Below are 21,374 nucleotides of genomic sequence, written 5' to 3'. Positions count from 1 at the left end.
TGGATCGAAGGTCGCGGCAGGCCCCTCAACATGCGGCGACTGAATAGCACCTGCGATAACAGAACGGCTGGCGTGCCGGGTCAAGGGGTTGACGGGACTCTTCTGTGTTCTGTTATTAACGACAGCGGCCTTTCGGCCTGCCCGCGGGCGCAGCGCGCCTGGTGGAAACGCGCTTTTGAAAGCAGACGCATGGATTCCTCACACCCCTCCGAACAGCACGCCGAGACCCGGCTGGTCACCTCCGGCCGCGACACCAAGGCGCAGAAGGGGTTTGTCAATCCTCCGGTGTTCCACGGCTCGACCGTGCTCTATCCGACCGCCGAGGACCTGCACGCCCATCGCGGCGAGTTCACCTATGGTCGCCATGGTTCCCCCACCACCAAGGCGTTCCAGGAGACGCTGATGGCGCTGGAGGGGCCACAATGCGCCGGCGTCGGCATCGTGCCGTCGGGCCTGTCGGCGATCTCCACCACCCTGCTCTCGGTGCTGAAGGCCGGCGACCACATCCTGGTCTGCGACAACGTCTACCGGCCCTCGCGCAATTTCTGCAATGGCATGCTCACCCGCTACGGCATCGAGACCACCTACTTCGATCCGATGATCGGCGCCGGCATCGACAAGCTGTTCAGATCCAACACAAGCGCCGTCCTGGTCGAGGCGCCCGGCTCGCAGTCGTTCGAGATGCCCGACATCCGCGCCATCGCCGATGTCGCACATGCGCGCAGCGCGCTCGTCATCGACGACAACACCTGGGCGACGCCGCTTTATCATCGCTCGCTCGAACAGGGCGTCGACATCAGCATGCAGGCCGCCACCAAATATATCGGCGGCCATTCCGACATCATGTTCGGCACCATCTCGGCCAATGCCAGGGCATGGCCGCAGATCGCCGAAGGCATCCGCCTGCTCGGCGTCTGCGCCGGTCCCGATGACGTCTTCCTGGCGCTGCGCGGCCTGCGTACGCTGTCGGTGCGGCTGGCGCAGCATCATCGCTCCGGCCTCGACATGGCGCGCTGGCTCGCCAACCGGCCAGAGGTCGCGCGCGTGTTGCATCCGGCACTCGAGACCGATCCGGGCCATGCGATCTGGAAGCGCGACTTCACGGGCGCGTCGGGCCTATTCAGCATCGTGCTGAAGCCGGCGCCGCAGAAGGCGGTCGACACAATGCTCAACACGCTCAAGCTGTTCGGCATGGGCTTTTCCTGGGGCGGCTTCGAGAGCCTTGCGATTCCTTTCGACTGCGACGGCTATCGCACGGCGACCAAGTGGGCGCCGGGCGGCCCTACCCTGCGTCTGCACATCGGGCTGGAGAGCACTGACGACCTCAAGGCCGACCTCGATCGCGGCTTCGCTGCCCTCAAAGCGGCAATGTGAGCCTGTTCACAAGGCACTGCGCCTGCGGACGCGCCAACGCGCGCCGCAGGAACGTGTAGCCGCTGCAAACGTTGATGCCCCCTGCGCCAACAAATGGTTTGAACCTCAAGCATTTGGCGCTAGCCTCACCAATCGACTCCAATCCGGACTCGGAGCATGGGAACGTTGGTACTGCTCGATCTGATGGGCGGCGTGGCGCTGTTGCTGTGGGGCCTGCACATGGTCCACAGCGGGATTTTGCGTGCCTTTGGCCCGGACCTGCGACGGCTGCTCGGCAAGGCTCTTGGTAACCGCTTCAACGCGTTTGCTGCCGGTCTCGGGCTGACGGCGCTGCTCCAGAGCAGCACCGCGACTGCGCTGCTCACGAGCTCGTTCGCAGCCGAGGGCCTGCTCAGCCTTGTCACCGCGCTTGCCATCATGCTCGGCGCCAATGTCGGCACGACGTTGATCGTGCAGGTGCTGTCGTTCAACATCGCCGCCGTCGCGCCGGTCCTGTTCGTGCTCGGACTGGTCGCCTTCCGCGTGGGTCCGCGCTCGCGGATCAAGGATGTCGGCCGTGTCTCGATCGGTCTCGGACTGATGCTGCTGTCGCTGCACATCCTGCTCGACACGCTGGCCCCGGCCGAGAACGCACCGGGCGTCCGCGTCATGATGTCCTCCATCACGGGCGATCCCGTTCTGTGCATCCTGATCGCGGCGCTCGTCACCTGGGCGGTGCATTCGAGCGTCGCAAGCGTGCTGCTGATCATGTCACTCGCCTATTCGCAGTTCATCTCGCCTTACGCCGCGCTCGCACTGGTGCTTGGCGCCAATCTCGGCAGCGCCATCAATCCTGTGTTCGAAGGCGCCAGACGCGACGATCCCGCCAGCTATCGCCTGCCGGTGGGCAATCTCGTCAACCGCGTGATCGGGATCGCGCTCGTCCTGCCCTTCCTGGGCCCGATCGCCGAGCACTTCCACGCTTGGCAGCCTGATCTTGCCAGGATGACGGCGGCGTTTCATATCGCCTTCAACGTCGGTACGGCCATGATCTTCATCGGCCTGCTCGATACCATGTCGCGCCTGTTGACCCGGCTCCTGCCCGATCGTGTTCAGGAGGCCGATCCGGCCCGGCCGCGCTATCTCGACGAGACCGCGCTGGAATCGCCGTCGCTGGCGCTGGCCGATGCCGGCCGCGAAGCCCTGCGCATGGGCGATCTCGTGGAAGTCATGCTGCGCAAGGTGATGGCGGCGATGATGAGCGGCGACCGCGCATTGGTCGACCAGGTCTCGAAGATGGACAACATCGTCGACGGCCTCGACGAAGCCATCAAGCTCTACGTGACGAAACTCATGCGCGGCAGCCTCGACGAGAGCGAGGGCCGGCGCGCCATGGAGATCATCTCCTTCGCCATCAATCTGGAACATATCGGCGACATCATCGACAAGAGCCTGAGCGAGCTGGCGACCAAGAAGATCAAGCGCCGCTTCCAGTTCTCGCCCGAGGGCGCCGAGGAGCTCGCCGCCTTCCACAAGCGCACGATGGATTCGCTGCGCATCGCCTTCGGTGTCTTCATGTCGGGCGACGCCAACGAGGCGCGCAAGCTGCTGGTGGAGAAGACGGCGCTGCGCAACACCGAGCTTGCCGCCGTCGAGCGCCACCTCGACCGCCTGCGCGAGGGCCGTCCCGAGACCATCGAAACCACGTCGCTGCATCTCGACGTGCTGCGGGACCTGCGCCGCATCCACTCGCATATCTGCTCGGTCGCCTATCCCGTGCTCGACGCAGCCGGCGAGCCCCATCGCAGGACCGAGACGGGGACCGCTGCCCTGCCCGCAACGGGCGCGGCGTCGGCCTTGCCGCGCTAGTCGCGTCGGATCAGCGCTCCAGCGTCTTTGACGCGCGGCCGCGGTTCTTCACGATCAGCATGATGTTGCGGATATAGATGATGGTCGCCAGCGCCTGGCCGAGGATAATGACGGGCTCGCGCTTGACGACGCCGTAGACCAGCGTCATCAGCCCGCCGCCCATGGAGCAGAACCAGAACGCCATCGGCACCACGCTGTTGCCGGCGCGCTCGCTCGCGATCCACTGCACCAGGAAGCGTGCCGTGAAGAACAGTTGCGCGACGAGGCCGAACGCGAGCCAGAAGTCGAACTTGGCCACGAAGACGTCGTAGAAATAATTGCTCAGCGCCTGACCGTATTGGATGATCATGCCGTCACCTCAGTCACATCCGGCGTCGGCTTCTTGCGGCGGATCAGCCACCACACGCCCCCGAGATCCATGATGCCGATCCACAGCCGGTCGAAGAAACCGTAGTTCGAAACGCCGGAGCGGCGCGGCCGGTCGATCACGTCGACATAGGCGATCTCGTAGCCCTCGCGGCGCACCAGTGCCGGCAGGAAGCGATGCAGCCCGTCGAAATAGGGCATCATCAGGAACACCTCGCGCCGGAACGCCTTCAGGCCGCAGCCGGTATCGCGCGTCCCGTCCTTCAGGATCGCGTTGCGGACGCCGTTGGCGATGCGCGACTGGAATTTCTTGAAGCCGGTATCCTTGCGGCCGACGCGTTGTCCGGCGGCAAGTCCAACCTTGCTTCCGTTCTCGACCGCCGCGATCAGGTCGGGCAGGAAAGCCGGATTGTTCTGGCCGTCGCCGTCGAGCGTCGCCACGATGGCACCGCGTGCCGCACGCACGCCGCTGCGCACGGCCGCGGACTGGCCGCCTGATCTGGCATGGCGCAGCTGGCGCAGATTGTCCCGCTGCTTCATGACCGCGCCGAGCCGTTCGCCGGTCGCGTCGCTCGAACCGTCATTGACGTAGATGATCTCATAGGTCCAGCGGCCGTCGAGCGCTGCGACGATCTCCTCGATCAGCGGCACGATGTTGTCGGCTTCGTTGCGCACGGGAACGACGATGGAAACCGAGGGCTGGAAAACCGAAGGCTGGGACGACAAATCGAAGCTCGTGGTTAGAATTGGCTTGGCTCGGGAACCGGCGGTCCCGGCAGGCAGCCGCTTTTATGGGGCGGATGCCCCGTGGGCAACCCTTTTGAGGCGGCCCGAGACCGCCCCTGCAAGAGGCACAATGGTGCCGTCGGCACGGATGGCAAAGCCGAGCCTGCGGGCCGCGAACCAGTAGCGCACCGCCAAGGCGCCGACCAAGCCGACCAAGGCGCCGGCCACAACGTCACTCGGGTGGTGCGCAAGCAGCACCAGTCGCGTCAGCAGGATCACGATCGCGTAAGTGAACATGAACACGCGCAGGCGCGGCCACAGCGCCGAGACCGCGAACGCCAGCGCGAACGCCGTCACCGCATGCCCCGACGGCAGGCTGGCATAGGCCCCGGTCCCCTCGAACGGGATGAAGTTGAACGGATTGGCCTTGCCGCCGACGAACGGACGTCCCCGACCGATGAGATATTTCAGGATCTCGGCGACGAATACGGGCACGGCAACAGACAGAAACATGAACTGCAGTCGCGTGCCGAGGCCGAGCAGCAACGCGCGGCTGGTGCCGTGCAATCCCGCCGCAACCAGCGCCAGCACCACCAGCAGGCCCCCGAGCACCGAGAGCACATACTCGTCCTTGCCGAAATCGGTGAGGATGCGGATCGGCCACAGGCCGGGCGCGCCACGTGCCGGCATCAGCTGGATCTCGGTCAGGTCGAACACGACCATCAGCGCGATGACCAGGGCTGCACCTGCCGCACTCAGCCACAGCGAATGCCGCGCCAGCTTTCGCGCGGCCTCGGCGCGGCGCGAATGCGAGGGCGTGCGCACGAGCTGTGCCAGGGCGCGCCCCGAGAGCGTGAGCAATTGCGCGGGATAGCTCGCGCGCGGCGCGATGTCGGTTGGTGCCGACATCCTACTCGGTGCCTTCCGAGCGGAAGATCGAGATCGAGATCGCACGCCCTTGCGAGAAATTGTAGCCGTCGATGCGCGTGCCGACCTTATAGCGCAACCCGATCGCCTCGGCGCGCTGCACGAAGCCGCGCTCCGAACGCTGCTCGATCAGCGCGAAACGGCAGCTTCCTTGCCGCAGGAAATCCGCCGCGCCCGAACCGTCGGTGAGCAGCGTCTGCGTACCGGTCAGGAAGACGAGGCTCGGCTCGTGATAGCCGGCCGCGGCCGCCTTCGGGCCGACGCAGGTGACGTTGCGAAGCGCGCGTGCGATCTCGATGCTCGGAAACAGCGGCGTCAGCGACGGCAGCACGATGCCGTAGACTGTTACCGCGAGCATCAGGGCTGCGACCAGCGCGTTGAGCAGCGAGCGCTCGGCGTGATTGTTGTCGTGAAGCCACCAGGCGAACAGGCCGAAGATCAGCGAGGCCGCGATGAACGGCCAGGCCACGAAAGCAGGCTGTCGAGTCAGCATCACCGCGCCGACGACCGCGATGATCGAGCCGCCAACAGGGATCGCGAACCACCAGGCCGAGCCGCGCATCAGCCAGGACCAGGACAGCACGCGCCGCTCGAGCGCGCCCGCGGTGAGGATCGCGATCGCAGGATACAGCGGCAGCACGTAATGGGGCAGCTTGGTCAGCACCACCTCGAACACGATCCAGGATGGGATCAGCCAGGCCAGCAGGAACTGCGCGCCGGGCTCGCGACGCGCGCGCCAGACCGCGGGCGCCGCCATCGCCGCGAGCGGCGCGCCGGGCCAGAACGTGATCCAGAACAGCGCCAGATACAGACCGGGCGGCGCGCCGTGGGATTCCTGCGCGCCCAACTTGCTCAGCATGTCGCCGCCGACGGAATCGGCGAAGAAGGCATCGCCCGCGCGCCAGAAGATCGCGACGAACCAGGGCAGCACCAGCACCAGCATCCACATCAGGCCCCAGAGCGGGCGCAACTTCCATAGCCAGGAGGCGTCGCGGTCCTGGATCGCGAGCGCGACAATGGTCAGGCCCGCGAACATCAGGATCAGCGGGCCCTTGATCAGGATGCCGACAGCGAGCGCGGTCCAGAAGATCGCGGGCCAGCTCCAGGGCGGACGCGTCTCGTCCTCGGCGCGCTGCCACGACAGATAGGCCCGCCCCATCGCGCCCATCGCGGCGACCACGCAGAACAGCAGCATGGCGTCGGTCTTCGCAAGCCGCGCCTCGACCCCGAGCAGCACGGAGGCGCACATCAGAAGTGCTGCAAGCACCGCGGCGCGCCGCGTGACGAAGCCGAGCGCCGTCCAGTAGGTCATGAGCACGGCACCGATCGCGCCGATCAGCGACGGCAGCCGGTAGACCCAGATCCGCAACTCGGCCTTCGGCAGACCGAGCGCCGACGCCGTCTCGACCGCAGCCGATTGCAGCCAGTAGATCCCGACCGGCTTCTTGTAGCGGACGTCCTCCTGGAAACGGATGTCGACATAATCGCCACTCTCGACCATCTGCTTGGTGGCCTGCGCAAAGCGCGCCTCGTCGCGGTCAACCGGCGGAATCGTGAAGAAGCCTGGCAGGAACAGCAGCAGCGCGCACAGCAACAGGAAGCTCACCGCGCGGACGTGGCTGGCGGTGGCGATGTCGAACATGAACACGAGCCGGCTGCCCGGATTCACCGGGGATTTCGGCTCGCGGGGAGCTCCAAAACGGGGTGCTGGGTAGGTTTCAGCCATCGGTTCCGCTTACGCTGAAACCGCCATCGCCACAACCGCTTGAGGCAGGGTCACTGAATTCGAATGACAACTGTGTCCGCGGCGCCAGTGGCATCGATCACGGTGAGCCGCGCAAAGCCCGGACCCGGCGGATCGATCAGCCGCTGACGGCGGCCGTCGATCTCGCCGAGCGCCATTCCGTTAACCATGACAGTCATGGGGAGAACGCCTCCGGCGACCTTGACCGGCATGGCTGCGCCCCCCTCGCCACCTGAGCGATCGACGTCGATCCGCGAACCGTTCAGCGGAAACTGGATGTGCAGAGCCTGCTCGCCCCCGGTCCGCACCAGATCCCCGACCGGGCGGAACCGCCTCAAAGGCAACGGCAGCTTGGCGTTGCTGGCAACGAGAGTTCCTTTCGGTGGCTTCGGCAACGGGAGAAGCGTCTTGCCGGTTCGGGCGAAGGCGTCGAACAGGATCGGCGCGGCGGCGACGCGCCCGATCAGGCCCGGAACCGGCGCGCCGTCGGGCCGGCCGACCCAGACGCCGATGGTCATGCGCCCGTCGAAGCCCATCGACCAGGCGTCGCGGTAGCCGTAGGAGGTGCCGGTCTTGAAGGCGATGCGGTTGTGAGCCGCGTTCTCCGGCGGCGGGGTGCCGAGCAGCACATTGCCGACTTGCCAGGCCGCGACCTGATCGAGCAGTCGCAGCGGCTCGCGCACGTCCCTGTCGCTCATGATCTCGCGCAGCGGCTTGGTGGTGCCGAGCCGGGCGAAGCCCGCATAGAGCTGGGCGAGGTCCTGCAGCGTCACACCGACGCCGCCAAGGCCCATGGCAAGTCCCGGCGCCTCGTCTTTGGGCAGCACCAGATTGCCGCCCGCCTGATGCAGCCGCGAGGCCAGCCGGCTCGCGCCGACGCGGTCGAGCAGGACGATCGCGGGCACGTTCAGCGACAGCTGCAGCGCCTTCTTCACCGGCACGGTGCCCTGGAACGTCATGTCGAAATTTTCCGGCGCGTAGGAGCCGAAGCGCACGGGCCGATCGTCGATCAGACTGTCGGGGTGAACAAAACCGTCCTCGAAAGCGAGCCCATAGATGAACGGCTTCAGCGTCGAGCCCGGCGAGCGGACCGCGCGGGTCATGTCGACCTGCCCTGCCCGGCGCTCGTCGAAATAATCCGCCGAGCCGACGCGTGCGAGCACGTCGCCGCTCTCATTGTCGACGACGATGATGCCGACCGAGATGTTCGGTCCCAGCGCAATGGCACGGTCGCGCGCCAGCGGCTCAAGCACCTTTTGCAGGTTGGCATCCAGCGTCAGCTTGATGACGGGCGCGTCCTTGACCGTCGCAAGCGCCGCATCGGAGGCATGCGGCGCCAGGATCGGCATTGGCCTGCGCAGCTTCGGCACGGGAACGGCCTTGGCCTGCTTGGCATCGTCGAGGCTGATCTGTTGCTCCTCGACCATGCGGTCGAGCACGCGGTCACGCGCTTTGCGCGCCGCATCGGGATAGCGATCGAGCCTACGGGTCTCCGGCGATTGCGGCAGCGCGACCAACAATGCGGCTTCAGCCAGCGACAACCGCTTCGGCTCCTTGCCGAGATAGGCGATCGAGGCGGCGCGAATGCCTTCGAGATTGCCGCCGTAGGGCGCGAGCGCGAGATAGAGGTCGAGGATCTGCTGCTTGCTCAAGCTGCGCTCGATCTCGATCGCACGCACCATCTGCCGCAGCTTTGCATGGAGCGAGCGCTGCCGCCGCGGCTCCATCAGCCGCGCCAACTGCATCGAGATGGTCGAGCCGCCCGAGACGATGTGGCCGCGGGTCGCAAGCTGAAACGCAGCGCGCCCTAGTGCCAGCGGGTCGATACCGTCATGCGCGTAAAAGCGCTGGTCCTCATAGGCGAGCAGCAGCTTCAGATAGGTCGGATCGACGTTCGTATTTGTCTCAACCGGCAGTCGCCAGCGCCCGTCCGCCATCGCATAGGCGCGCAGCAGCTTGCCGTTGCGATCGACAATGGTGGTGGAAACTTGGCGGGCTTCGTCGAAAGGCAGCGGACCGAGGGCGTAGACCCAGGCGACGAAACCGACGATGGTGGGAATGAGCGAGAATGCCAGCGCGGAGAGGACATGCAGGTCCAAGCTCCGCGCTCCGTCATGGCCGGGCTCGTCCCGGCCATCCACGTCCTTGCCCCTCGCACAAAAGTCCGTGGATGCCCGGGACAAGCCCGGGCATGACGGCGGAGCATGTGGCTCCTTGTCGCTCATCCCCTCACCACTCACTTCGCCGCCCGCACCTCGACGGTGCCCGTCCCGGTGCGGCCGTAGCGCGAGGGATTGTACATGTCCTCGACATAGGCCTGCGGCAGCACGTATTTGCCGGGCGAGACCACACGGACGACATAGGCCACCGTGAAGACCGCCTTGGAATCCGAGGCCCGGTCGACGGCCGCCGTGAAGCGGTCGTCGCGGAACTCGGTATCCTTGGGCTCCTGGCCGTCCTCGATCCAGCCCAGCGTGCCGCTGTCGCCCGACGACACCAGTTTCGGATTGTCGATCTCGAGGCCGGCCGAAAGATAATCGGACACCATGATGTGGCCGTACTCGGGCTTGGCCTCGGTGATCTTCAGCACCACGGCGAAGCGGTCGTTCTGCTTCACCTTGCTGATATCGGCGGGCTTGCCGTCGAGCGTGAAGAAACTGCGCTCGATCTTGAAGCCGTTCGATGCCGCGGGCTCCGGCGTCACCGGCGAACCCGACACAGAGACCACGGCCTGCACCGGCGCATCGCCGGTGTTGGTGATCTTCAGCGGCTTGCCCTCCAGGGTCGCCGCCTTGTAGCTGCGGTACAGCGCGGTCTTGACCGGCTGGCCGTCGACCTCCATCGACAGGTTCTCCTTGGCGAGCGCGCGTGCCGCCAGCACCAGCCACGCATTCTCCTGCGTGGAGGTATAGGGCGTCAGCCCGCGGGCAGTCTCGACCCTCGACACCGCCTGCGTCAGCGTCGCCTTCGGGGCATTGCCTTCGCTGGCAAGCGACACCAGCGCTGCGGCATCGCGAAGCTGCGAGCCGTAGTCGGTGCGGCCGAACTCCAGCACGGGTTTTGGCGCGAGACTGTCGAGCGCGGCACCGTAAACGCGCTCCGCGCGGTTGCGGTCACCGACCAGCGCGAGTGCCGCGGCGAGCTGCGATTTCGCGATGGGAGTTGCGAGGTTGCTTAGCTTGGTGTCGGCGAGATAGCGGAGGTCGCCGATTGGCGCCGCGCCGTTGCGCGCGAGCACATAGAGGCCGTAAGCGAGATCGCGGCCGCCGTCCTTCTCCGGCTCGTTGCCGTTGACGACCGAGTTGCGGATACGATCCAGCGCGGTCTTGAACAGCACATCCGGGACCACAAAGCCCTTTTCGCGGGCGCGGGTCAGGAAGTCGGTCACGTACGCGTCGAGCCACGCATCGTCGCCGCCCGCCGACCACAGTCCGAACGAGCCATTGGAGCCCTGGCGGGCCAAAAGCCGCTCGATCGCGTCGCGGATGCGCTGGTCGACTTCGGTGTCCATGGCGAGATGCGCGCCGGCCGCGAGATCGTTGACATAGAGCAACGGCATCGCACGGCTCGTGATCTGCTCCGAGCAGCCATAGGGATAGCGGTCGAGCGCTTTCAGGATCGTCGCCGCATCGAGCGCGGTCGACAGGCTCGCCGAGACCGAGACGCTGCCGGTGCCCGGCACGAGGTCGGCGAACATATCAGACGTCAGCGTCAGGCTCTCGCCCTTCGCCAGCGTCCGGATCGAGCGCCGCGCCAGCACCTGCGTCGCCGCCTTGACGTCGAGCGCATAGTGGCGCGCGAGTGCAAGCCCGTTCGGCCCCTTGATGTCGACGTCGAGCGTCGCCTGCCCCGCCGCCGTCGCGTCGATGGCGAGCGAGAAGGAGTTCCGCTGCTTGGCGGCGAGCTTCACCGTGGTTGCGGGATTGCCGGTCATCTTCACCGGTCCGCCCGTCTTCACGTTGATGACGTAATCGCCGGCCTGCCCTTCAACATTGTCGATCTCGAGATTGACCGTGCCGTGGTCGCCGTTGAGCAGGAAGCGCGGCAGGGTCGTGGTCAGCACGACAGGATCGCGGATCACCACGTCCGTGTTGGCGCGACCGAGCTTGGTTGCGGTCCACGCCACCGCCATGACGCGCGCGGTGCCGGCGAACTCCGGAATGTCGAAGCTGATTTCCGCGGTGCCGTCAGCGGCAACCGTGACGATGCCCGAATAGAGCGCGAGCGGCTTCTGCGCAGGCGGCGAGCCCTGCAATTCGGCCGCGCCGGCGTCACCGCCGGACTTAATCTGACCGCGCGTGCCCGACATGCCGTCGATCAGTTGCCCATAGAGATCGCGGATCTCCGCGCTGAGGCGGCGCTGGCCGAGATAATAGTCGTCCGGCGCCGGCGGTTTGTAATTGGTGAGGTTGAGGATGCCGACGTCGACCGCGGCGATGACGATCTTGGCGTCCTCGCCCGGATTGAGCCCGTCGAGCTTGAGGGGGATCTTCAGCAACCCATTCGGCCGGATCAGCGCCGGCGGGGTCAGCTTCACCTGGAGCGTGCGGGTCTGTTTGTCGATACCGAACCATTTGAGTCCGATCGCCCGGCCTGGCATGCGTTGCGCGGCCGCATCGAGCGGACGGCGCAGCGTCGCCACCACATAGGCGCCAGTGCCCCAGTCCTTGCCGACCGGGAGCTTCACCTGGGCGGTGCCTTCCTTGACGTCGATGGTCTGCGTCGTCAGCAGGCGATCGCCGAGCACGTTGACCGTCAGCTTGCCGGCGCTGCGGACGTTGACCGACACGGTCATCATGTCGCCCGAGGCGTATTGCGGCTTGTCGATCGAGGTCTCCAGGAGGTCCGGCGTGTCGGCGCTGCCGTCGGAATACCAGCCGACGTCGAACTGTACGGAGGTCACGGGCCCGTCGGCATCGTTCGACTTCACGTCCAACCGGTAGCGGCCGGGCTTTGGGGTCAGCGAAATCCGCGACGGCTTGTCCGCGGCGACGGTCACGTCGCCGTCAGAGACGCGCGAGGTCGATTTGACCGGCTCGTACTCCCAGTAATTGCTCTGGCGATACCATTGGTAGCGCGACTCCATCTTCAGGAGCTCGTAGCGCAGGCCGTCGCGGCGTAGCCTCTCGCCCTCGGGCGAGACGAACACGATGTCGAACTCGGCCTTGTCGCCTTCGGCCACGTTCTTGTCGCCGAATAGCGGCTTGATGCCGATCATGGCGGCAGCAGGCGCGACCGGCAGCACGATCTTGCGTTCGACGGCGCGGCCGCCGGTCTCCACCATGCGAACGAAGATCTGCGCCTCCTGCGGCCGCGTCGAGGCCGGCTGCTTGTCGAGCGTGACCGGGAAGGTCGCAACGCCGTTGGCGTCAGCTTCCGGCAGGTTTTCCAGCGGCGTGCGCTCGTTCGAGGTGGTCTCCTCATCGGCGACGCCGAACTGGTAACCGGCGAAGCCCGGCCGCTCGGACGCAGGCGCGACCAGCATGTCGCCTTCGAGCGCCAGCCCCGAGGCCGGCGCGCCGTAGAGGAAATGACCGTCCGCCTTAAGCTCCACTGGAGCGTTAGCTTTGATCAGCTTGTCCTTGGAAGACAAGTCGAATTCGATCCGATCAGGGACGTAGTCCTCGACCATGAAAGTGGTCTCGCCGACCGAAGAGCCCTTCGGATCGGTGAAGGCGCGCACCCGCCAGGTCCCGGTCGGGACGGCCGAGTTGAGCGGCACGGACAAGGTGCGCCCGCCGGCGCCCTGGTCGGACAGCACGGCGCGGCGATATTCGACGCCGTCGGGACGCTCGATCACCAGGGTCATCGGCCCGCCGGTAACGGCGTTGCCCTGCCCGTCCCGCAACAGCGCGGTGAGATAGACGGTCTCGCTGGAGCGGTAGACGCCGCGCTCGGCATAGACGAAGGCGTCGGCGCCCACAGGCACGGCCCTGCCCGAAACTCCGCGGTCCGACAGGTCGAAGGCAGAGGATTTGAGGCTGAGGAAAGCATAGTCGGCCTTCTCACCGGTCACGGTGAGCATCGCCGGCGACAGGCCGCCCTCGCCGCGCGCAAGCCCCGCCTCGAACAGCAAATGGCCGCTCTCATCGGTCTTGCGGGTGGCCAGGATCTCGTTGTTGCGCGCGACCAGTCGCACCTCGGCTTTGCCGACGGGATCGGTCGAGGCCAGCGAATTCACGAAGACATGGATGCCGTCATTGCCGGAATAGGCCGTGACGCCGAGATCGGAGACGATGAACCATTGGGTGGCGAGCTGGTAGTCGTCGTCCGAGCCCGGCCCCTTGGCTGCGGCCGTCATCACATAGACGCCGGGCTGGAGCTCGCCCAGCGCCTGGTCGACCGGGAACGCCGTGGTGACGTCCTGGTTGAGCGTCATCGCGGTCGCGAGCTCGCCGGTCCAGACTTTGACGCCGCGCTCGCCACCGAGATCGCTGAGCTGATATTTCGACAGAGTCTTCTGGAAATCGCTGTCGACCACCGTGTTGATCAGATTGCGGTCGCCGATCCGGAACACGTTGATGTTGACGGCTGGCGTGTTGACGCTGACGACGGGAATGCCGCGCTGGCCCGTCCTCGGCAGCACATAGGCGCGGCTGGTGAAGCGCACGAAGGGCTTGCGGTCGCGCACATATACGTTGAACTCGGCCGATTTCGGCAGGCCTTCCTTCACGGTGGACGGCAGGCCGGCGCGCAGATTGATGTTGTAGCGCTCGCCGTGCTTGAGCCCATCGACGCAGAGCTGCTTGCCCTCGGCCGACAAAGCCGGCTTGTCCTGGCCCGCCAGCGCGAGGTACGGCGCGAAATCGGTGCGTTTTGCCAGCTCCTCCGAGAACTGGAAGCAGGCGCGCGGACTGGCGGAGTCCGAGTCCACGGTGTAGTCGAGCAACCGAAACCCGTGCTCGTCGCGCATCTTCTCGTACTGGCCCCGGACGTCGGCGACCTCGCGCATGTCGAGCGACAGCCGCAGTGCATCAAGCGCCGGCCGCCACAGCTTGCGTTCGGACAGCGACTTGCCGAGCACCGCGAGCGAATCGGCCTCCTCGCCCGCATTGCCGGCGCGCTGGTAGGCGATGTAGGCGGCAGTCGAGGCGCGCTCCAGCAGAAACGTCTGCTCGCTCGAGCTCTTGGGCGTGATCTGGAAGATGACTTTCGCCAGGCGCAGCCAGTTGCCGGCGTCCTCCGGCGTGGTCGCCGCGATCTGGCCGAGCACCGACAGGCCGGTGCGATAGTCGTTGCGCCGGAAGGCAGCATCGGCGTCGGTGCGTAAGCTCGCGCCGCTCTTGGCGACCGGCCCCGCCTCGCTCTTGATCTGCGCCTCCAGTTTGATCGCGGAATCGGCGAGGTCGTCCCGCTTGAAGGCTTTGTCGGCGGCCTGCGCTACGCTAAGGCCGAACGCCAGCGTGGCGCAGAGTGTGACGGCGCGAACAAGACCGATCATGGATGGACTCCCGGAAATCGCGGACGAACGCCGCTTGTCGCATGAAATGCGCGGAAAGGTGACCGACTCAAGGCGATGGAACCAAAGGTGCAAACCGTCGCATTCGCCATGACAAGGCACGCCCAGAGGAGACCGATCAAGCTACCGCCGCGCACGCCGTCCTGATGGCGCAGCAATACCCGATCAGTCGTCCGGCGGCCGTGTCCCGGAAGCTGGCCAGCGTTCCCGGCGATGTGATCCATCGTCCAGTCCGCTGCCGCTCAACCCGGCACCCTGACACCCCACCGTTCCGCTTTGTCGCGGCTTCGAGGAAAACGGTTCGGTTCAGGCTTGGCGAAAGACGATATTTTTCATAATGGCATGGTAGATGAACAGCCGGCCCCAACCAGGGCGGCTCAAGACGGTCCCGTAGCTCAACTGGATAGAGCATCAGATTTCTACTCTGAGGGTTGCAGGTTCGATTCCTGCCGGGATCGCCATATTCAGTCTCATCGTCCGGCGCACGCTGACTCGATACACCGGCGTTCACTGTTAGCCCGGTCTACGGCGCGCACCTGCAGAATCCGCTGCCCTTCACGAACGCGTGGGTCGCCTCCCTCCGGGCTTTGATCCGGGCAAACGAACCCTATGTATCCGCCGAGCGACTTGCGCCCCGATAAGGACTTTGATGCCACTATCCGACTTGACGAGAATGGCGATCGCATCTGCGGTGGCGGTTGTGGCAATATCGTTCCTGGCAGTTGACGCGGGAGTCGTGAACTCCGGGGTGATCACAAAGCCCATCGCGACGGCGCGGGCCTCCATCGCGGACGCGGCGGCGAGTCAGCACCAACTCGCCTTCGCCGTTCAAGCCTGGGCACGTCGCGGCCACCAGAAGCCGGCCGTGGAAGAATGCCTGGCGATCGATTGAAACAGCGCAGTTGTCGCCGCTCTCGTCTCGCGGATATATCCGCAAGTAACAATCATGTCTGTTACAGGCCATTATTCCCCCGAATGAAGATCGTCCAAATCCAGCCGAACAGTGCGCTCAAGGCGGCGACCGATGCGGCGATTGCCGCGGTCCGAGTCCACCAGATCTGCCGCTCGTGCCGTTCGATATCCGCCTCGGATTTTTGATTATCTTTCCAGTTCAGCCATTCCTGGGCGAACCCGATCGTCATGACGGGCGCGGTTCCGATCGCAATCGCTCCTGCGGATGCCGCGTCGGTCTGGGCTAGGCGCGCTCGGACGTTGGCTGCACCCGTCTTTTCAAGCACCGCAAGCCATTGCTGGGACTGTTCGTCTGAAACATGCCACGTGCATTCCCTGTAAGGAAACGCTGTCGGTCGCTCTGTCATGGCCTTGCACCGCACTCACTCTTCAGTATCGCCGTGATGTCGCGCCCACCATCCGGCGATCGCCGCCGCAAGATTCTTCCACAACTCGGTCGGCAGATCCGGCACCGCCACCCGGACGCTGTACCGATCCGTAGTCGCGTCGTGAAACCACTCGGTCGCCGCGAAATCGAAACCAAAGCTGCCGGCGTGGCGGATGGGGAAGCCTTCGCCGCCGAGGTCGCGGCTCATGTCCTCGGCCGCCTGCCGCGCGGTCGCCTCATCGAGGGAGCGCCTGCCGCGAAGCGTGACATAGAGGCCGTGGGTGAAATGCAGCTCGGCCGAGAGCGAACCGAGCTCGGCGGCGAAATATCGCGCCGTGTGGCGACCGTTGCGCAGGATCGCCGCGACGCGTTTTTTCGTCAGGGCCCAATAGCCCGCTGAGCCCACGAATGGCGGGAAGTGTGCCGGCAACGCCGCGCCACCGAGAAGCCGGACGGCATTGCCGGTTTCCGCCGCCAGGCTCTCGGACAGCAGCTGGCCTGCATTCAGGTCTTTCCGGCTCCAATGCACGAATACGGCAGAGCCGAGCCGGCCGTATTCCACCCCGAGCGAATCCAGCTTGTTGTGGCTTCGCACCAACACGACCGGAATGTCCAATCGCGCGGCCCATCTCAGAACGCGCCGGATGCGCCCCGATCTGCCGGCGAAACATGTCGTGTCGAAAATCAACAGGTCGAGCCCCGAACCGTCGCAACGCAAAGCCGCTTCGAACGCCGCGGCAGGGGCGCATGAATCCAGCAGGAGAAACCGTGGCAAGGCTGCCGCAGCGAACGCTTCGCCCAGCGGGAGTCTGGCGGTGACAAGCCGCAAATGGGGGACGAGGCTCTCGATCAGCTCCAGTGTCTCGCCGTAGGTGCCCGGCAGCACCACGACGTCTGCCTTGCCGATGATTCGTGCGGACGCGAGCAGCAGCGCGGAGATCGCGGCCATGCCGGATGCGGTATAGATCGCCTCGCTCCCGCAGCTCCGCTCGAGTTCGTAGAACGAGGGACCACGCACCTTGAGGTCCGCGCGCTGATAATCGTAGCTGAACACGAACGGACCGCTGCTGGGAGACGCCGCGTGCGACCAGGCGGTCTCCGTCGCCTTCCAGTCCTGGAGCGCATGCTCCGCGCGCAGCGCGGCAGCGAGCTGAAACTTGGAGACCACGACCTCGTCGACCGATTGCGGCCGAGCCAAATGCAGCGGGCTCCTCAGGCAATCGTTCAGCAGCCTGATTTCCCTGTGCTTTCGTTCGAGATAGGCCTCGGAGGTCTCCATGCGGATCTTGATGAGGGTCTTGATGCGGATCTTGGCAATTGCGACTGCCTTTCAACGTTCGGCGAACGCATTGGCTCCAACAGTCGGCCCCCCGCTCGTCCTTGCAACGAAGACCGATCCTCGCCGTTGACACTGCACAAGGAGAACATCATGAGCGAGATCAGAGAGCACATGAAGATCGTCGGCAAGGACGGCGCACATGTCGGCACCGTCGACCGCGTCGAGGGCAACCGTATCAAGCTGACACGGAAGGACAGCCCGGAAGGTCACAAGGACCATCATCATTACATCGACACGAAATATGTCGGTGCCGTCGAAGGCGATGTCGTCAAGCTTTCGGTCAATGCCGACGCGGTGCCGAAGTCGGAAGCAGCCTGAGCCAGCAAGTCCCCTCGGGGACTTTTTGTTTGTTCACGGTCCTGCTCCGCTTCGTTCTCCGAAACGAAACGCGATCGGAAAATCGTCGCCCGAACGAGTCTTAACGTCGCGTTTCGACGGCTCGCGTCAGGCCTCGAGCGTCACGAGCACGGGCCGGAAGCGGTAGGCGTCGATCGCGGCGTTGGACAGAAGCAATCGTCGCCTCTCGCCACCCAACATCATGCGGTCGATCCTGTTCAGGATGAACCGGGCCGCGTCCCTGCGCTCGCCAGTAAGCAGGCCGGATTGGTCGAGATACTTCCAGGCAATCTCGAAGGACTGTGCGCGCAACTCGGGATCGGTCATAGCGGCTCAACGTCGGCGGGGAACCGACGTTCCATCGGCAAGACGCCCTCCCCCGGTCGCCCTTCATGATCTTCGCGCGAAAAGTATTGAGGGGGCGCGGAACGAACCTGCGATCAGCGCGTTCGATATCGAGTGGTGCCGATTTGCCAGCCCCGATCGGCTCTCGAGAACCCCGTGCTCGTCCCCCCGGGCACAGGGTTTTTCTTTGAATACGGATATTGTCGTAAGAGCGTGGGCTCAGTCCGTCCGCTCTTCGCGCCGGTCGCGGGCGAGTTGGTGCCAGGCCAGGGCCAGCTCGATGAGACGTTGCCGGTCGGGGCCATCGGCCGCCACGGCGCGCTTCATCGCCGCCTCGGCTTCGTGCTGTGGATCGTACTTGGTACACATGAAGCAATTCTAGCCGGACGATCTGGACAAGCGCGTGGCAATTTCGTCCGTATGATTGCGGGGTTAATGCCTCCCGACACGGATTTGCGACGCGATCCAGCTCACGCATCTGTCGAACGATCCCCCCGATTGTGGGCTTGGTGCGTACCGATCTGTGAAGTGCGTCACAGCCGGCGCCCGGCGCCTCCGCTAAACAGTTCTCAGCGCTCCCAGAGAGGGAGAAGGCATGGGAGATATTCCCGTCATGACGCAAGAAGCCGCAGCCGAAATTGCCGTCCCGACGCGACGCGAAAGATCCGACCCGCTCGGCATCGCTTATCTTGCGACCATCGGCATCGTGATGCTGGCCTGGATCGCAGGCCTGGTCTGGGCCGCGATCGCGTTCTTCAGCTGGCTGGTGTCCTGACGCGCGGGCGATCCCCCTTGAATCAATTCCCGGCCAGCTGACGGCCAGCGCAAAACGAAAAGAGGCGGACTTTTCGCCCGCCTCATCGCTTCAGGTCTCGCCTGGAGTGCTCAGTAACACGCCCGGGGATCGGCCTGCACATACTGGCCGCTCGGATAGCGGTAGTAGCAGTTGCCCTGGGCCAAATAGTAGCCGGGGCGCGAAGCAGCCGTCGCGCCGGCGATCGCCCCGGTGGCACCGCCGATCACGGCGCCTGCGGCCGCGCCCGAGGCGTTGCCCGAGATCAGGCCCCCCAGCACGCCGCCGACGATAGCGCCGCCAAGCGCGCTCGCACCAGGATCCGCCGGCGGCGGCGGAGGCGGCGGTTCGTAGGCGACCGGCGGCGGGGCGTAGGCCACAGGCACGTCATCGTAATAATCCTCCGAGATGTAGGCCGGAGGCCCTTCCATGCGCTGCGGATAATAATACCGCGCGCCGCCCACATCCCACCACCAGCCGGAGCGGCCGTCGTGGACTTCGTGGCGCCAGCGTCCGCCATCCCAGGCGAGACGGCCGCGATAGGTGTGTCCGCCCCAATCGCGCGCCGGTGCGGGACCCCTGGCGTAATTGCGTCCAGGCGGCGGGCCGCCGGCACTGCGCGGACCAGAACCTGCATAACCCGGACCGCCCGCGTGAGGCTGGCCGCCGGTCTGTAGCGCGGGCCGGGCAGCCTGCTGCGGCGGCGGCCCCTTGCGCATGTTCTGCGGCGGCGCACCTCCGCTCGGCCCGGGCGATGGCTGGGCGGCGTCTCTCGGCGGCCGGGCGTCCTGAGCCTGCGCCGGGACGGCGAGCAATGACATGGCCGAAACCAAGGGAATGATGATCTTGATGCGACTGGACGCACTCATGCGTGCTTGCCCCTACTCTCTCGATTGCCGTCGATGGCCGTGATGCCTGGCGCGATAGACGATTCGGCTCGCGCTGAGCTGATGCCGGCTGACATGACTGACCTGCTTTGGTCGGCCAAGTCCCGTTACAAATGATTAAGATCACGACATTTTTTCGTCCGCGCGGGCCGCTCTGGAGTGCCTCTACCGGGCCGGCTCGATCACATTGCAGTTGCTTCGCCCGGACATCAGGCAGTCCTGCATCTTGCTCGCGGAGGTGAGATCGCGGGCGAGCCACCAGCCGACGCCGAGGATGACAATCGCGATGATCAAGCCGGCGATGGCGCCGCGGCGGTTGTCACCGGATTGAGGTTTTGGAGGGGATTTGAGCTTCGCGCCCGGTTTGGGCTTAGGCTCGGGCTTGGCTTCGGACTTGGACATGGCTGACCGATCACGGGGCGAGCGGGCTTTATCACCTCTGCGGCGTGGCGTCACATCCCGCCCAGCTTCTTAGCCTCGGGTCGGGCGGATTGCTTCCTTGCGCGAGGTTTCGGCCGCCGGGATCGCCTGCTGGGCCCGCGGTGCGCAGGTCGTGAGCACAAACGCAGTCTGGGTGCATTCCCAATCTGCACCCAGGACGGCACTTTCGATCGGCTGCGGGCTGGCGAAGAGCAGCGTGACAGCAGCCAGGGCTGCCACCGCGACGGCGATTGCGAGCGCCTTCAGGCTCAGTCTTGAGATCGTCATGCCCGTGCTCCGCGTCTCATACCAGGCGGGACGCTAGGCGCCGCCCTGGTGTCCCTTATGAGGGGCATCACAATTCGGCAGTTTTTCGGGGCTACGAGAGATCGTCGGGGGCGGCGATTTTCGTCTACCTGATCGGCTGCGATTATAGGTGGCATCACGGCGCGCGCCGATGTACACGCATCTGCGTCGCGCGGCGCCCGCTATGCCCAGCCGACGTACCAACAGGCAGTGATGTAGGATCGAAAGCGAGGATGACAAGGTTCGCCGATGAGTGGATTTAGGGAACCAGGCTTCTCCGACCGGCAAAAGGCGGCACAGGAAGCACGCAAAAACCTTTTGAACAAATTCAAGTCGCAGCCGGGGCCGGATGATCCCGCGGTTGTGGCGAAGCGTGCGGAGCGCGAGGCCCTTGCGGCCAAGCGCGCCGAGGCAAAGGCTGCGCGCGAGACGGAAAAGGCCGAGCAGAAGCGCCTTCAAGAAGAGGCTGCCGCGCTCGAGGCCGCGCGGATCGCCCGCGAAGCCGAAGAAGCCGTCGCGAAGGCCGCCGAAGCCGAGGCCGATCAAAAGGCCAAGCGAGACGCCCGCTACGCCGCCCGCAAGGCGAAGCGCAAGTAACGTTCGCAAGTCACGTTCAATTGAATTTGGACTGAAACAATACTCCGGGGGCGGTCTACGTGACCGCCCCCGGATTTTTGGCGCGCGTCTGGCTGTCGCAAGCGCCGCCTCGACGATGGAAGATCAGTGCTTCTTCATCATCCCGTCGTCTTTCTTCATCCCGTCCTTCGACATCGTGTCCTTCTTCATGCCGTCGTCCTTGGACATGGTGTCCTTCTTCATGCCGTCCTTGGACATCGTGTCCTTTTTCATCATGCCGTCATCCTTGCCCATCTTGTCCTGGGCAAAGGCGGCCGGCGACAGCGCGAGGCCGAGCGAGAGAACGGCCGCCGAAACGCCGAGCGCGATGCGGGTACGAATGGTCATGACTGGTCTTCCCTTCGAGATGATGTTTGTCAGCGACGGACGCCGCTATCTGATCTCGACGGATTGCCACGGGGCGTTGTTACGCGACCGCTGATAAATTTCTGCGCCCCCGCCGCCCCTTCGTTGGACGGATGCAGAAACACCCAGAAGTGTGCAACGCAGCATGGTCGACACTTGCCGCGGCATTCGGTCTCGAACTATC

20 protein-coding genes and 1 tRNA gene are annotated in these 21,374 nt (G+C 65.3%); 7 read left to right on the top strand and 14 right to left on the bottom strand.

The features are described 5' to 3' along the window. Positions 1 to 189: 189 nt before the first annotated feature. Positions 190 to 1,374 carry a cystathionine beta-lyase gene (gene metC / locus ABIB80_RS20790; protein WP_354128221.1) on the top strand — a complete coding sequence of 395 codons (1,185 nt, stop codon included), beginning with the start codon at positions 190 to 192 and terminating at the stop codon, positions 1,372 to 1,374. Between the two features lie 156 nt (positions 1,375 to 1,530). Next, positions 1,531 to 3,222 (top strand): Na/Pi cotransporter family protein, encoded by a 1,692-nt coding sequence (locus ABIB80_RS20785; RefSeq protein ID WP_354128220.1) that lies wholly within the window; start codon positions 1,531 to 1,533, stop codon positions 3,220 to 3,222. Between the two features lie 10 nt (positions 3,223 to 3,232). Here the strand turns inward: ABIB80_RS20785 and ABIB80_RS20780 are convergent, their stop codons facing one another. From ABIB80_RS20780 to ABIB80_RS20755, 6 genes are all read right to left on the bottom strand, one after another. Next, the gene (locus ABIB80_RS20780; protein ID WP_007591223.1) at positions 3,233 to 3,571 is read right to left on the bottom strand and encodes a lipid-A-disaccharide synthase N-terminal domain-containing protein; all 339 of its coding nucleotides are present in this window, start codon (positions 3,569 to 3,571) and stop codon (positions 3,233 to 3,235) included. Continuing rightward, positions 3,568 to 4,314: a glycosyltransferase family 2 protein gene (locus tag ABIB80_RS20775; RefSeq protein WP_007591225.1), complete on the bottom strand. Its 747-nt coding sequence runs from the start codon at positions 4,312 to 4,314 to the stop codon at positions 3,568 to 3,570. The genes ABIB80_RS20780 and ABIB80_RS20775 overlap by 4 nt, the downstream gene beginning before the upstream one ends. Before the next feature lie 63 nt (positions 4,315 to 4,377). Further along, the gene (locus tag ABIB80_RS20770) at positions 4,378 to 5,223 is read right to left on the bottom strand and encodes a phosphatase PAP2 family protein (RefSeq protein WP_354128219.1); all 846 of its coding nucleotides are present in this window, start codon (positions 5,221 to 5,223) and stop codon (positions 4,378 to 4,380) included. A 1-nt stretch (position 5,224) separates the two neighbouring features. Beyond that, positions 5,225 to 6,967 carry an ArnT family glycosyltransferase gene (locus tag ABIB80_RS20765; protein ID WP_007591232.1) on the bottom strand — a complete coding sequence of 581 codons (1,743 nt, stop codon included), beginning with the start codon at positions 6,965 to 6,967 and terminating at the stop codon, positions 5,225 to 5,227. 50 nt (positions 6,968 to 7,017) lie between these two features. Further along, positions 7,018 to 9,126 (bottom strand): penicillin-binding protein 1C, encoded by a 2,109-nt coding sequence (gene pbpC / locus ABIB80_RS20760; RefSeq protein ID WP_354128218.1) that lies wholly within the window; start codon positions 9,124 to 9,126, stop codon positions 7,018 to 7,020. A gap of 95 nt (positions 9,127 to 9,221) precedes the next feature. After that, positions 9,222 to 14,426 carry an alpha-2-macroglobulin family protein gene (locus ABIB80_RS20755; RefSeq protein WP_007591236.1) on the bottom strand — a complete coding sequence of 1,735 codons (5,205 nt, stop codon included), beginning with the start codon at positions 14,424 to 14,426 and terminating at the stop codon, positions 9,222 to 9,224. 402 nt (positions 14,427 to 14,828) lie between these two features. Between ABIB80_RS20755 and ABIB80_RS20750 the strand changes: the two genes are divergently transcribed. Continuing rightward, positions 14,829 to 14,905, top strand: a tRNA-Arg gene (locus tag ABIB80_RS20750). Between the two features lie 188 nt (positions 14,906 to 15,093). After that, positions 15,094 to 15,336: a hypothetical protein gene (locus ABIB80_RS20745; RefSeq protein WP_007591272.1), complete on the top strand. Its 243-nt coding sequence runs from the start codon at positions 15,094 to 15,096 to the stop codon at positions 15,334 to 15,336. A 61-nt stretch (positions 15,337 to 15,397) separates the two neighbouring features. On the opposite strand, the gene ABIB80_RS20740 is transcribed toward ABIB80_RS20745, so the two are convergent. Together ABIB80_RS20740 and ABIB80_RS20735 are read right to left on the bottom strand one after the other, a co-directional pair. Then, positions 15,398 to 15,763, bottom strand: coding sequence for a hypothetical protein (locus ABIB80_RS20740; RefSeq protein WP_007591279.1), 366 nt, complete (start codon positions 15,761 to 15,763; stop codon positions 15,398 to 15,400). A 15-nt stretch (positions 15,764 to 15,778) separates the two neighbouring features. Next, positions 15,779 to 17,062 carry a hypothetical protein gene (locus ABIB80_RS20735; protein WP_354128217.1) on the bottom strand — a complete coding sequence of 428 codons (1,284 nt, stop codon included), beginning with the start codon at positions 17,060 to 17,062 and terminating at the stop codon, positions 15,779 to 15,781. Between the two features lie 150 nt (positions 17,063 to 17,212). On the opposite strand from ABIB80_RS20735, the gene ABIB80_RS20730 reads away from it, so the two are divergent. Beyond that, complete coding sequence (locus ABIB80_RS20730) at positions 17,213 to 17,440, top strand: DUF2171 domain-containing protein (protein ID WP_007591282.1); 228 nt, start codon at positions 17,213 to 17,215, stop codon at positions 17,438 to 17,440. Between the two features lie 126 nt (positions 17,441 to 17,566). Here the strand turns inward: ABIB80_RS20730 and ABIB80_RS20725 are convergent, their stop codons facing one another. Together ABIB80_RS20725 and ABIB80_RS20720 are read right to left on the bottom strand one after the other, a co-directional pair. Next, complete coding sequence (locus ABIB80_RS20725; protein ID WP_007591284.1) at positions 17,567 to 17,785, bottom strand: hypothetical protein; 219 nt, start codon at positions 17,783 to 17,785, stop codon at positions 17,567 to 17,569. Positions 17,786 to 18,022: 237 nt separating this feature from the next. Further along, entirely contained in the window at positions 18,023 to 18,172 is a 150-nt protein-coding gene (locus tag ABIB80_RS20720) for a hypothetical protein (RefSeq protein WP_167552267.1), read from the bottom strand. A gap of 226 nt (positions 18,173 to 18,398) precedes the next feature. Between ABIB80_RS20720 and ABIB80_RS20715 the strand changes: the two genes are divergently transcribed. After that, positions 18,399 to 18,578, top strand: coding sequence for a hypothetical protein (locus ABIB80_RS20715; RefSeq protein ID WP_007591288.1), 180 nt, complete (start codon positions 18,399 to 18,401; stop codon positions 18,576 to 18,578). A gap of 110 nt (positions 18,579 to 18,688) precedes the next feature. Here ABIB80_RS20715 and ABIB80_RS20710 read toward each other — a convergent pair whose 3' ends face one another. The 3 genes from ABIB80_RS20710 to ABIB80_RS20700 all read right to left on the bottom strand — a co-directional run bounded on the left by ABIB80_RS20710 (position 18,689) and on the right by ABIB80_RS20700 (position 20,191). Beyond that, positions 18,689 to 19,465, bottom strand: a complete 777-nt coding sequence (locus ABIB80_RS20710; protein ID WP_354128216.1) for a hypothetical protein — start codon at positions 19,463 to 19,465, stop codon at positions 18,689 to 18,691. A 183-nt stretch (positions 19,466 to 19,648) separates the two neighbouring features. Beyond that, on the bottom strand, positions 19,649 to 19,885 hold the full coding sequence (locus ABIB80_RS20705) for a hypothetical protein (RefSeq protein WP_007591292.1): 237 nt from the start codon (positions 19,883 to 19,885) through the stop codon (positions 19,649 to 19,651). Between the two features lie 69 nt (positions 19,886 to 19,954). Beyond that, complete coding sequence (locus ABIB80_RS20700) at positions 19,955 to 20,191, bottom strand: hypothetical protein (RefSeq protein WP_354128215.1); 237 nt, start codon at positions 20,189 to 20,191, stop codon at positions 19,955 to 19,957. A 267-nt stretch (positions 20,192 to 20,458) separates the two neighbouring features. On the opposite strand from ABIB80_RS20700, the gene ABIB80_RS20695 reads away from it, so the two are divergent. Further along, positions 20,459 to 20,806, top strand: a complete 348-nt coding sequence (locus tag ABIB80_RS20695) for a DUF6481 family protein (RefSeq protein ID WP_007591299.1) — start codon at positions 20,459 to 20,461, stop codon at positions 20,804 to 20,806. 123 nt (positions 20,807 to 20,929) lie between these two features. On the opposite strand, the gene ABIB80_RS20690 is transcribed toward ABIB80_RS20695, so the two are convergent. Further along, a complete protein-coding gene (locus ABIB80_RS20690; protein ID WP_007591301.1) occupies positions 20,930 to 21,172 on the bottom strand; it encodes a pentapeptide MXKDX repeat protein in 243 nt (80 codons plus the stop codon). Between the last annotated feature and the right edge of the window lie 202 nt (positions 21,173 to 21,374).

The sequence above is a fragment of the Bradyrhizobium sp. i1.15.2 genome (genome assembly GCF_040548425.1).
GTDB classification, from domain to species: Bacteria; Pseudomonadota; Alphaproteobacteria; order Rhizobiales; family Xanthobacteraceae; genus Bradyrhizobium; species Bradyrhizobium canariense.
Note: the sequence above shows the minus strand (reverse complement) of the source record. Positions and strands in the feature narration are given on the sequence as shown.